The organism is Oceanobacillus sp. NCCP-135 (assembly GCF_059698015.1).
This window is the reverse complement of the sequence record NZ_BAAKSZ010000028.1, coordinates 1-11,677: the sequence shown is the minus strand read 5'-3', so window position 1 is coordinate 11,677 and position 11,677 is coordinate 1. Positions and strand designations below refer to the sequence as shown.

9 protein-coding genes, 14 tRNA genes, 1 riboswitch and 1 other annotated feature are annotated in these 11,677 nt (G+C 38.4%); all 23 genes read right to left on the bottom strand.

Annotated elements, in window-relative coordinates:
* Positions 1 to 72 precede the first annotated feature (72 nt).
* Complete coding sequence (locus AC6HVZ_RS16110; RefSeq protein WP_497559188.1) at positions 73 to 1,677, bottom strand: ABC transporter substrate-binding protein; 1,605 nt, start codon at positions 1,675 to 1,677, stop codon at positions 73 to 75.
* A 36-nt stretch (positions 1,678 to 1,713) separates the two neighbouring features.
* Positions 1,714 to 2,910: a M20 metallopeptidase family protein gene (locus AC6HVZ_RS16105; protein ID WP_497559187.1), complete on the bottom strand. Its 1,197-nt coding sequence runs from the start codon at positions 2,908 to 2,910 to the stop codon at positions 1,714 to 1,716.
* 110 nt (positions 2,911 to 3,020) lie between these two features.
* Positions 3,021 to 3,129, bottom strand: a riboswitch (SAM riboswitch).
* An 861-nt stretch (positions 3,130 to 3,990) separates the two neighbouring features.
* On the bottom strand, positions 3,991 to 4,422 hold the full coding sequence (tnpA, locus tag AC6HVZ_RS16100; protein ID WP_497559219.1) for an IS200/IS605 family transposase: 432 nt from the start codon (positions 4,420 to 4,422) through the stop codon (positions 3,991 to 3,993).
* Positions 4,423 to 4,621: 199 nt separating this feature from the next.
* A complete protein-coding gene (locus AC6HVZ_RS16095; protein ID WP_497559218.1) occupies positions 4,622 to 5,563 on the bottom strand; it encodes an arsenic resistance protein in 942 nt (313 codons plus the stop codon).
* 75 nt (positions 5,564 to 5,638) lie between these two features.
* Positions 5,639 to 5,920, bottom strand: coding sequence for a hypothetical protein (locus AC6HVZ_RS16090; protein ID WP_497559186.1), 282 nt, complete (start codon positions 5,918 to 5,920; stop codon positions 5,639 to 5,641).
* A gap of 175 nt (positions 5,921 to 6,095) precedes the next feature.
* The gene (locus AC6HVZ_RS16085; protein ID WP_497559185.1) at positions 6,096 to 7,367 is read right to left on the bottom strand and encodes a glutamate-5-semialdehyde dehydrogenase; all 1,272 of its coding nucleotides are present in this window, start codon (positions 7,365 to 7,367) and stop codon (positions 6,096 to 6,098) included.
* 1 nt (position 7,368) lies between these two features.
* A complete protein-coding gene (proB, locus tag AC6HVZ_RS16080; protein ID WP_497559184.1) occupies positions 7,369 to 8,490 on the bottom strand; it encodes a glutamate 5-kinase in 1,122 nt (373 codons plus the stop codon).
* Positions 8,491 to 8,537: 47 nt separating this feature from the next.
* Positions 8,538 to 8,761, bottom strand: a binding site (T-box leader).
* Between the two features lie 427 nt (positions 8,762 to 9,188).
* The gene (locus AC6HVZ_RS16075; protein ID WP_497559183.1) at positions 9,189 to 9,482 is read right to left on the bottom strand and encodes a hypothetical protein; all 294 of its coding nucleotides are present in this window, start codon (positions 9,480 to 9,482) and stop codon (positions 9,189 to 9,191) included.
* Positions 9,475 to 9,612, bottom strand: a complete 138-nt coding sequence (locus AC6HVZ_RS16070; protein ID WP_497559182.1) for a hypothetical protein — start codon at positions 9,610 to 9,612, stop codon at positions 9,475 to 9,477. Before AC6HVZ_RS16070 ends, AC6HVZ_RS16075 begins: the two co-directional genes overlap by 8 nt.
* A gap of 375 nt (positions 9,613 to 9,987) precedes the next feature.
* Positions 9,988 to 10,071: transfer RNA gene (locus tag AC6HVZ_RS16065), tRNA-Leu, on the bottom strand.
* A gap of 10 nt (positions 10,072 to 10,081) precedes the next feature.
* A tRNA-Cys gene (locus AC6HVZ_RS16060) sits at positions 10,082 to 10,155 on the bottom strand.
* A gap of 13 nt (positions 10,156 to 10,168) precedes the next feature.
* Positions 10,169 to 10,243 (bottom strand) — tRNA-Gly (locus AC6HVZ_RS16055).
* 4 nt (positions 10,244 to 10,247) lie between these two features.
* Positions 10,248 to 10,322: transfer RNA gene (locus AC6HVZ_RS16050), tRNA-Gln, on the bottom strand.
* Positions 10,323 to 10,333: 11 nt separating this feature from the next.
* Positions 10,334 to 10,409, bottom strand: a tRNA-His gene (locus AC6HVZ_RS16045).
* Between the two features lie 14 nt (positions 10,410 to 10,423).
* Positions 10,424 to 10,494 (bottom strand) — tRNA-Trp (locus AC6HVZ_RS16040).
* A gap of 19 nt (positions 10,495 to 10,513) precedes the next feature.
* Positions 10,514 to 10,598, bottom strand: a tRNA-Tyr gene (locus AC6HVZ_RS16035).
* A 31-nt stretch (positions 10,599 to 10,629) separates the two neighbouring features.
* Positions 10,630 to 10,705: transfer RNA gene (locus tag AC6HVZ_RS16030), tRNA-Phe, on the bottom strand.
* 82 nt (positions 10,706 to 10,787) lie between these two features.
* Positions 10,788 to 10,864 (bottom strand) — tRNA-Asp (locus AC6HVZ_RS16025).
* Positions 10,865 to 11,015: 151 nt separating this feature from the next.
* Positions 11,016 to 11,092: transfer RNA gene (locus AC6HVZ_RS16020), tRNA-Met, on the bottom strand.
* Positions 11,093 to 11,130: 38 nt separating this feature from the next.
* Positions 11,131 to 11,206: transfer RNA gene (locus tag AC6HVZ_RS16015), tRNA-Val, on the bottom strand.
* A 4-nt stretch (positions 11,207 to 11,210) separates the two neighbouring features.
* Positions 11,211 to 11,285 (bottom strand) — tRNA-Glu (locus tag AC6HVZ_RS16010).
* A 15-nt stretch (positions 11,286 to 11,300) separates the two neighbouring features.
* Positions 11,301 to 11,392 (bottom strand) — tRNA-Ser (locus AC6HVZ_RS16005).
* Position 11,393: 1 nt separating this feature from the next.
* Positions 11,394 to 11,468 (bottom strand) — tRNA-Asn (locus tag AC6HVZ_RS16000).
* Positions 11,469 to 11,677: the final 209 nt, after the last annotated feature.

Sequence of the window (11,677 nt, the reverse complement as noted above, 5' to 3'; positions counted from 1 at the left end):
GATGTATGTATGTAAACTCAGAAGGGAAGTCTCAGTCATTATATTGCCTGACAAGACTTCCCACCAGCAAAATTATTCACTCTTCCAAGTATTCCAAAACCGTTGACCAACCCAATTATCGTAGGCTGGAATTTTCTCACTCTTAATATCTAATTTTGTCTCATTCGCAATTTTTAAAAATGGAAGCTCGTCATTTACCGTTTGGTTCATGTCAGCTAAAATTTCTTTTCTTTCTTCTGCAGATTCTGCTACACCCCATGCATCAAGGTGACTTCTCCAGCGCTCACTGTTGTACCAGCCACTACTTGGTGTGTCTTCGATCAGCATTCCTAGTTCACTTGGTGAGAAACGAGTAGACCATCCTACAACAACTAAATCCCAATTTGCGGGGTCATTCCATTTTTCCAGGTAGGTTGCCCATTCATATGGTACCAGTTCCACCACGAAACCTACTTTTTCCATTTGTTGTTTCATAACTTGTGAGATTCGTTTATACGTTTCTGAATCATTGGAGTACATAATCTCGATTGGCTTGCCATCATAATCAGACTCTTCCAGCAGTTGCTTTGCTTTTTCTTTATCATATGCTAAATAATTATCTGTTCCTCGATCAGTGTAAAGTTCCGTTTGTTCTGGATCAAATAGTGCACCATCCATGCTGTAAAAGTCTTCGTTACCATAAGTTGATTCCGCAATAACTTCCTTATCCAATGCGTGACTCAATGCCTGGCGTACTTTCAAGTCATCAAATGGCGCTTCCGTTTTGTCTGGAGTAGTAACAGAATATCCGTTAATATAAGTTACTGGATCAATGTTTGGATCACTTTCAACGACTTCATACAAGTCTGCAGGAATGGCTTGTGCATAATCATAGATTTCAGTTTTCAGACCGTTAATCATTACCTGTGGATCCTTAACAATCAAGAATTTAATTTCATCAAAGTATGCAATCTTTTTGCCAGTTAAACCGCCCCACTCTTCTTCCTCACGTGCAGAATAATCCTCAAAGCGGGTTAGAACAATTTCATTGCCTCGCTCCCAATTTTCAAATTTAAATGGCCCAGTTCCAATATACTGTTCTGGTGTCAGTGGTTTTTCACCAGCAGCCTCTGCAATTTCTTTCGGAATGATCATCATTGCCGACTTTGGTGCCGCCATATCTGACATAAATGCGTTGTATACCTTGTTTAGTGTAATTTCTACAGTTAACTCATCAATCGCTTTGACTGATTCAATATACTCATTTGCAATCGTTCCTACAGAGGAAACCTTTCTCCAGCGGTCAATCGATGCGATGAGATCTTCCGCCGTAACTGTAGATCCGTCATGAAAATTCACACCTTCACGAAGCGTAATTGTATATTTTTTTTGATCTTCACTCACTTCATAATCTTCAGCAATCATTGGTTTTACTTGATAATCCTTATCTAAGGCAAATAAGGATTCAAAAATATGCCAGCCTACATCTCTTGTTGCCGTTGCCCCAGTAGACATCCAGTCAAGTGTATCCGGGTCTGAGGCAAAAGCAACATTCAATGTGCCACCCTCAACTGGTTCCCCAGCAGCTTGATCTCCAGTATTTGTTTCACTTTCTGTCGTATCTTGACTTGCATTTGCGCACCCAAATAAAAATAACGTAAATAATAATGCAATTATAAGTAGATAACTTCTTTTCATCGAAATATTCCCCTCCATCGTTTTCTTTATTCTCCCTTAGAAAAGGTAGTGTGACACTATCTTGACAAAGGATTTACTGATGTTTACCAGTGCTCTCTCATCAAAATCAAATTTTGGATGATGATGCGGATAATGGGTAGCTTCATTTTCGTTATGCGAACCAACTTTAAAATACGTTCCTGGTTTTTCTTCCAGGAAATAGGCAAAATCCTCTGCCCCCATTGTTGGTTCCAGCTTGACAATATCCTGTTTCGTAAAAACTTCCGATAAAAGTCCGCTCACTGTCTCTGTTTCTTCTTTATGGTTATATAGTGCCGGGTAACCGCGGAGATAATCAATTTCATAGTCTGCATGAAACCCGCTGGTAATTCCTTTTACAATTGAATATATTTCAGCTTCGACCTGATCACGAACATCTTCATCAAACGTACGGACGGTTCCTTCAATTGTTGCCGTATCAGGAATAACGTTAAAAGCATTTCCTGCATGGAAGACGCCGATAGTCACAACGGCAGATTTTAGTGGATCGATTCTACGACTAACAATTTTTTGCAATCCTTCCACTACACCGGTTCCTATAACAAGTGAATCAATGCTTTGGTGTGGTCTCGCTCCATGCCCGCCACGTCCTTGAATATTAATCTCAAATTTATCAACTGCTGCCATTTGATATCCCTCACCAACACCTATTTTCCCTAGTGGAATATCAGAGGCCAAATGGGCACCAAATACATAATCTACATCGTCCAGAATACCTTCTTCAATCATAAACTTTGCTCCACCAGGCGGCTTTTCTTCCGCTGGCTGGAAAACAAAAAGAATGGCACCTTTTAACTTTTGCCGATACTTACTTAGTGTTCTTGCAGTACCTAGTAAAGCAGAGGTATGACCATCATGTCCGCACGCATGCATGACACCGGGATTGGTAGATTTATAGGGGACATCTTTCTCATCCTTAATTGGAAGAGCATCAAAATCCGCTCTTAAAGCAATCGTTTTTCCTGAGCCTGCACCCTTTAGGATTCCAATTAATCCATTGCCCCCGATTTGCGTCTTTACTTCTAATCCAAATTCGATTAGTTTATCCTCTATAAACTTTGCTGTATGTACTTCTTCAAAAGAAAGTTCCGGATGCTGGTGCATATACCTTCTCCAGTTCTTCATTTCTTCCAAGCTATTATCGAGTTCAGTAAAAATTGATGATAGATTCTCATTCTGTTGCGCTTTACTCATCCTAATCCTCCATTCTTATATGAATTCAGCTCTTGCCAAAAAAATTGTCCTATTAAAAAAGACCACTTTTCCAAGAGGTCAGCTACTCAGGTCCAAGCCTTAAGCAAAACCTCTTATCTTTCAGACGTAAAGTCTGCTGGATTTGGCACATCTTGATTTTTCCATCAACTGTTGCCGAGGTATCACCGGGCCAGTTCCCTCAACCTCTCTAAATAAGAGTTACATATTAAATTTTATGATTCCTATTGTATCCCGACAATACCAACTTGTCAACTAGGTTTAGTTATATTTATATTGGTCCCTATGACTTCTCGGAATTCGTCTTATTTTGTCAAAAAAATCCCTTTCTTTTAGTATGTAAAAGGCATAGTCCAGTGGTAAGGAGGAGGTGAATTTCAGTTATTAATATGGTCATTGAGGAATATTTCACACATACTAAGGTTGCTACATTTATTATTACCATCCAGCTATATAAACCAAATTGTCATTACAACATAATACGCTATGATTAAGACATTATAATACTCTGAAGAAATAATTTTATGCCTGAAATTCACCCGACAAAAGATTTAAGAAATATTAGGAAACTTTGGCTTATCGCCAAGCCTTAATCGCGAAAGCCTTTGTGCACTTATACTGATTTCCTAAAAAAGTTATACTTTCTTATCAGTATTTGAAAACTCGGTTATCACCAAGCCCTTAGGTGACAGCCTAGCCTGCACTTATACGGTAAGGAAATATTCTATACTTTCTTATCTACCAACGGAATTCTCTGAACGATGTCACCAAAATAAAGAGCCAATTTTTATTACAAAAAATTGGCTCTTGAGATATGGTTATCATGAATATGGAAACTCGCAAACAGTTTATAGTGCAAACGGATGTATCACAAATTAGCTAAAGCAGAAGCAATAATAAAAAATGGAGAATAACCTTTAGATGTAAAAAAGATCGTTAGGGGTTAAACGACCACCTAAAGCAGGTAGATTTAGACATAAATATCGACGACTAAAGTCGTTCTTCAAGCTGAAGTCCTGCTTAAAGTCCTTATGCTTAAGCACACTCCAAATTTGACTAAACTCAATCCTCAATTCTAAATATGTCGTTCTTTTCTTCATTAAATTGATTTACGATATAATTTCTAATCGTTTCTTCATCTACTTTTCCAACTGTTGCACAGAAATAATCTCTTGCCCATAGATGCTGGTTCCAATATTTCTTTTTCAAATCTGGAAATTGATCTTGGAGAAGTCTTGATGATCTTCCTTTTAGATATGTAATTATTTCACTTGGGGCAAGACTTGGTGGACACGATATCAATAAATGAATATGATCTTTTCCAACACTTCCTTGCAAGATTGTTATACCTCTTGCTTCACAACCTTGTCTAATTAATTCTCTGGTTCTATATGCAATTTGCCCACTTAACACCTTATATCTATATTTCGTTACCCAGATGACATGGTACTTGATATCGTAGACTACGTGACCATTCTTCTTATATCCGTCCATACTATTCTTCACCTCTTACCCCTCAGTATGGACATCAAAAGATAAGGCTAAAAGCCGATACCGTCTAAAGTCGGTGGAGTTAGATAACGCATTTGGAAGGTAACCTAGATTTTTTCTATCTATTCCTTATTAATAACAGTTTCCACTCTCTATTTACCACTAGCTGTGATTCAATTCTGGGCACCGCTTGAGTAAAGCATCAAGTTCGTTTATCAATTACAACTATTATATAAGCTATTAAAGCCAACAAAGGTAATTCAATCAAAGGGCCTATAACTAACACTAAAGCAATTAATGGTTCATGAGGAAATGCCGTCATAGCAATCGCCAATGCCACTGGTGAATTTCTAGCCAACGTCGTTAGGTTTAAACTGGCTGTATTGGCCCTATCTAATTTAAATCCCTTTCCAACCAAACGTCCAATAATAAAATTGATACAAAAGAAAGCGAGAATCGGTAGAATTAATTCAACCAATAAATCTAAATTATTCAGTAATAAGCCTCCCTGTGAAGCAAACATGGCCACTATTGCCAAGCATAAAAAGATTACTGGTAATGAACTAACTTTTTCTATTAAATTGTCTTTTTCATTCTTTAAAATGTAATGTCTTGTTATAAAGGCTAAAACAAAAGGTATGATCAATACAAGGATAATACTTTCAATCACTAGGTGGAAATCAACTACACCAACTGTTCCTGAGAATAAATAAAGATATAATGGTAATAAAAGAAGTTGCAGAATTAAGTTTAAGGGTAGAATACTTGTAGATAGTGCTATATTCCCTTTTGCAATTCCTGTAAAAATAATATACCAATCAGTACAAGGGGTAACCATTAGCATAATAAATCCTAGCCATAATGCAGGATTATCAACCAAGAAAATAGCAGCAAGAAACCAAGCCAATAATGGCGTTAGTACAAAATTCATTCCTATACTAGTAAATGTGAATTTACGATTTGAGAATGACTTTTTAATATCCTTTAAAGGGATTTGTAAAAAAGTAAGAAACAACATAATAATCAATAAAGGCAGTATAAACTTATCTGCATAAGTTTCTATTCCACTGACTCGACCGATGACTAGCCCAATTAATACGGAGAATATAATAAATAGAGTATATAGTTTCTCAAATAGCCCCACGGTTTCACCACCCTTGCCTAATTTAGTTGAAATATTATAAAATCCCTTCACAATTACCCTTGAAGAGATTTATAACTATATGTTATCCATCCAAATTCTAATGTCGATTGAGTCAATATTTTTATATCGATTAGGTTGATCCGTTATGTCTACTAAAAAATAGGTATCTTTATGGTCAAAACATTCCATTAAATACTTCTCTAAAAACTCTACGTCCTCTGTTGTTTTTATCATATATAGGGTATGGTGAATCTTCTGTATATCATATAATTTTGACATTCTTTCATCAATGCATTTATTCGTCCATTCCTCTTTAGAAACACAGACATAGGAAAATAAGTACACTTTACTTGCCATAAAATCACTCCTATCCAATCTACTAATTTGCATAGCCTAAGAACTATCTTAACAGAACAATGGCAACAGTTCCTTTTAGAAAGGTTATAATCTTGCCAGTGAATTCTTACCCCCCAACATTTTCTGCTCTTATTTTTATCACTATTTGTGATACAGTTCCCACATCATGTAAAGACTACTTTATTTGCCCTTTTCCCTTAATGATATATTTAGTTGAGGTTAAAGCAGTTAAACCCATTGGTCCACGAGCATGAAGTTTTTGTGTACTTATCCCAATTTCAGCTCCAAATCCAAATTCAAATCCATCCGTGAATCTTGTTGAGGCATTGTGATAGATGGCTGCAGCATCAATTTCATTGAAAAATTGTTCTACATTTTTCATCGTCTGGGAAATTATCGCCTCTGAGTGTTTTGTGCCATAATGATTAATATGTGTAATCGCCTCATCAACGTTATCGACTACCTTTAATGCCAATTCCAGCTCTAAATACTCCATTCCCCAATCTGCTTCATTAGCGGGAATGACATCCATTCCAATTTTTTGTACCGTTTCATCCCCATGAATATGAACTTCTTTCTCTCGTAAAGCGGTATATAAATCTAGTAAATACTTGGATGCCCATTTCCGATGGAGAAGAATCGTCTCACAAGCATTACATACAGATGGACGTTGTGTTTTGGCATTGATCGCTATATCAATCGCCATTTTCGGATCAGCTGTTTCATCTATATATACATGACAATTCCCTGCACCCGTTTCTAATACAGGAACGGTCGAGTTTTGCACGACAGTTCGAATCAGCTTGGCACCACCACGCGGAATTAAAACATCGAGATATTGATTCAATTTAAACATTTCAGAGGCTGTCTTTCGGCTTGTATCTTCAAGCAATTGCACAGACTCAATAGGTAGTTTACTTAATTCAAGTGCATGCTGGATAACCTTCACAATTGCTATATTGGAATGGATAGCTGTTGAACTTCCACGAAGCAATACCGCATTGCCTGTTTTTAAACAAAGACTTGATGCATCAACTGTCACATTCGGCCTAGCTTCATAAATCATTCCAACTACCCCAAGCGGTACTCGGATTTGTGAAATAATAAGTTCGTTCGGACGTTCCCATTCCTCTAACAATTCCCCAGTGGGATCTTTCAGTTTTGTTAACTGAATAAGCGCTTCGGACATGTCTCGTAATCGTTGTTCATTTAACTTTAAACGATCGAGTAAAGCATCGGTCATCCCATTTTCTTTACCAGCTCTTACATCTTTTTCATTTTCCGCTAAAATAAATGCCTGTTCTTGGATAAGCTGTTCTGCCATCATAAGAAGTGCTGTATTTTTTTGTTCAGTTGTCGCCTTTGCTAATAAAGAAGCTGCTGCTTTGGCCTTTTTTCCTTTTTGAATTAACTCCCTACTTTGGCTTGCTTGAACGATTTCACTCATTCTATCTTCTCCTTTCAATTTGGCTGACCCAATGATCCCTATGAATGACCACTCTGTGATGACTGTTCGTTATAATCATAGCTTCTGCACTTGATAATCCTTTAATTTCCAATAATTGTTCTGATGAAAAGTTAACTTTCCCTTTGCCGATAATCTTTCCATTTATGTTCACAACTTCAACGATATCATTGATAGTAAAGCTTCCATAAATGTTTGTCACACCTGCGGGAAGGAGACTTTTTCCCTGCCTTAAAATCGCACCTACTGCACCTTGATCCACTTCAATTTTACCACTGGGAATGGAATGTAGTGCTAACCATTGCTTCGACGCTTTCACACTAGCTTGAGACGTACTCCCGATATAGGTTCCATCCCCTTTTCCAACAAGAATATCGACCATTTTTTCATTCCCGGTACCGGATCCAATAAATACTTTTACACCCAAATCCAGTGCCGTTCGTGCTGCCTCTATTTTTGATTTCATTCCACCAGTACCAATCTTTGTACCCGTTCCAGAAGCACCACTTATTAATTCATCATTAATTTCATCAAGAAAGTTATACTTTTTCGCATGCCGATTTGTTCGTGGATTTTGATTATAGATTCCATTGATATCCGTCAAAATCATTAAAAAATCCGCATGCACAAGGCCACTCACTAAGGCCGATAACATGTCATTATCCCCAAAGGTTAATTCTTCTACTGACACCGAATCATTTTCATTAATAATCGGTAGGACATTACATCGTAAAAGCTCCGATAGGGTGACATTTACATTATGATATTGATCTTTATGCAAGAAATTATGTCTCGTTAACAGTAATTGTGCCGCCACAATGCTATGCCTTTCTTTAAATTCTTCCGTATATCCTCTGATTAATAATCCTTGGCCAACGGCTGCAGCTGCTTGCTTACCAGCTATGGTGGTAGGACGAGAGGAATAGCCTAGATCAGCAAAGCCTGTTGCAACAGCTCCAGACGAAATAAGAATAACTTCATGCCCAAGCTTCTTTAGTCGTGCAAGTGCATCCACATGCTCACACATCTTCTCACTACTAAGTCCGCCATTACTATCTGCCAAAGAACTACTTCCTATTTTGACAACAATTCTTTTCTTCTTCACTTTTTATTCACCATCCATTTTAATAAAAAAAGCCCTTCCATCCTTATAATAAGGACGGAAGAGCTTTGTCTCCGTGGTACCACCTTCATTGATATTAGATTGTTTCTAATATCCACTTAAATATCCTTTATCGCAGGAAATCGGTTAGGTTTTGCCTAACAGTTCAAGGGATAGGTTCCATAGCATTCCAGGCGTGTAAAATCTTTCAGCCGATGAATTTTACTCTCTTTTACCTAATGTCTATTTACTAGTTCCCTGTCATTACTTTTTTATATAAATTTAGATCATTAACAATTCACCAATAGTTAATATTAGAAACATTATGAACGGTATTTCGTTTTATGTCAATATTTTTTTAGTTTGAGCTTTTTGCGATGTGCCACTTTTCCTAGGTATTACGGGTTTACTCCAAAGGATATCTCACTACTCAAAATGGAACGTATAAACCTAGCACAAAAAACTATACAGATGGAGTCAAAAGAGTCTGTTTTCATTATTAATCTTCAAGAAGATCATATTCAACACATCCGTGATTACTTAAATTCAATAGAAAAGGAGATTAGACCTCGCCTTCGATCTAATGATCCTCTATTTGTATCTTATTTTAATATCACTTGTGAATTTCGTTATGACTATTCTACGGAAATGCCAAAATCGCTGTCTGTTAGAGCAATTCAGGAAATAATAAAAAATGAAGTTCAATTGGCCGGACTTCGGAAAATATCAGCTAAGCACTTACGGAACAGTTGTATAATAGACAATCTGCTAAACGATGTATCGGTAAATGAAATCGTATCATACTTTCGATTTTCATATCCGTTCTCTGTTCGTCTTTTGGATTCTGGGTTTGACGGGTCTATTCTTCTAGCTATCGCATCAGGATCAAGCTTAATTTCAATACCAATTTTATTGATGAGTAAATTACGGATTGTGCTTTTTCCACTTCCATTATTTCCTGCGAACACATAGAATATAGGTTTGTGATTATGCATCATGATTGTCCTCATTTGTAAGAGGTACGACTTTGCCATTCGGAAATTCTTTAACCAGAATTCCGTTCTTTTCGTACACTATATACGTATTGTTTACTTTTGCGTCAATTCTAGCCCGGTCACCAGTCATTTTCACCCATTTATCAGCCCAAGCAAATTTTCTCTTCGGAACATTGCTTTATTCTTCTAACATAAGATAAACACCACTTTACTTGAAATTATAACAGATAATAGCAACAGCATACATCCCTTCAGTAGGTGCGTTTATTATTAGGTAATTTATCGAACCATTAATGTGTGTAAATATCGTTTTAGAAAGGAGGTAGTTACCTTACTCTACTTGGATTTCAACAGCATTATCTTGTGTAAAATTCGTGTAAAATCAAATCAATTCTTATCGTTTTCTATCGTGTTCATTATAAATTAAAAAAGCTCACAAATCTTGATATATCAAGATTTGTGAGCTTTTAACTTTTTTAAAAACGAACGTACTTTTACGTTGGTATACCGGTGGTCGGGGTCGAACCGACACTCCCGTGAAGGAACGGGATTTTGAGTCCCGCGCGTCTGCCAATTCCGCCACACCGGCATAAAAATAATGGAGGCGGTAACCGGATTTGAACCGGTGATAAAGGTTTTGCAGACCTCTGCCTTACCACTTGGCTATACCGCCACAGTAATGTAAATGGAGCGGAAGACGGGATTCGAACCCGCGACCCCCACCTTGGCAAGGTGGTGTTCTACCACTGAACTACTTCCGCAATATGGCTGGGCCACTAGGATTCGAACCTAGGGTACACGGGATCAAAACCCGATGCCTTACCGCTTGGCTATGGCCCATTAATTGAAAATGGGGCGACCGGTGGGGATCGAACCCACGTATGCCGGAGCCACAATCCGGTGCGTTAACCACTTCGCCACGACCGCCATAATCAAAAGGACAGGGGTAGTAGGAATCGAACCCACATCAAAGGTTTTGGAGACCTTCGTTTTACCATTAAACTATACCCCTACATAACTATGAAAATAAATGGTGGAGGGGGGCAGATTCGAACTGCCGAACCCTGAGGGAGCGGATTTACAGTCCGCCGCGTTTAGCCACTTCGCTACCCCTCCACATATAAGATAGATACATGAAAATAAAAAATGGTGGCTCGGGACGGAATCGAACCGCCGACACAGGGATTTTCAGTCCCTTGCTCTACCGACTGAGCTACCGAGCCATTAAATTGTTAGTAATCAAATGCGACTATTTTATTACAACATTTGATGTTTAAAGTTTAAGTGTGGTGCTATCATTTAAAGTGGCGGTCCGGACGGGACTCGAACCCGCGACCTCCTGCGTGACAGGCAGGCATTCTAACCAACTGAACTACCGGACCATTTTTTAATTGTACTCTAAGGTACTACTGTTTACCAATTTACATATATATTAATTCGATGAAATAAAATGAATTTTTTTTATTATACTCCAAAGTACTACTCATCTTCAACTAGCAATGATGTAACTCGACGTAGTTAGTTGAAATAAATTGGTTGCGGGGGCAGGATTTGAACCTGCGACCTCTGGGTTATGAGCCCAACGAGCTACCAGACTGCTCCACCCCGCGATATGAAATATCATATTAAGATGTTATGTTGCGAAATATGGTGGAGGATGCAGGGCTCGAACCTGCGACCCCCTGCTTGTAAGGCAGGTGCTCTCCCAGCTGAGCTAATCCTCCATATTGGTGACCCGTACGGGATTCGAACCCGTGTTACCGCCGTGAAAGGGCGGTGTCTTAACCGCTTGACCAACGGGCCAATATATATTAAAAGTGGCGGAGAGCGAGGGATTCGAACCCTCGAGACCGCGTTAACAGCCTACACGATTTCCAATCGTGCTCCTTCGACCACTCGGACAGCTCTCCATGGCTCCACAGGTAGGATTCGAACCTACGACCGATCGGTTAACAGCCGATTGCTCTACCACTGAGCTACTGTGGAATAATCCATAATAGAATATCATTGCAACACAAGCACTTTAAAACTTGTCTATGTGCAAACTTTATTCAAAACAGCTTCACTCCTCACATGACATTTTAATTGTTACAAAGCAAATGTAGTCATGCTACTGTGGAATGGAATATGCCTGGCGGCGTCCTACTCTTGCAGGGGCAAAGCCCCAACTACCATCGGCGCTGGAGAGCTTAACT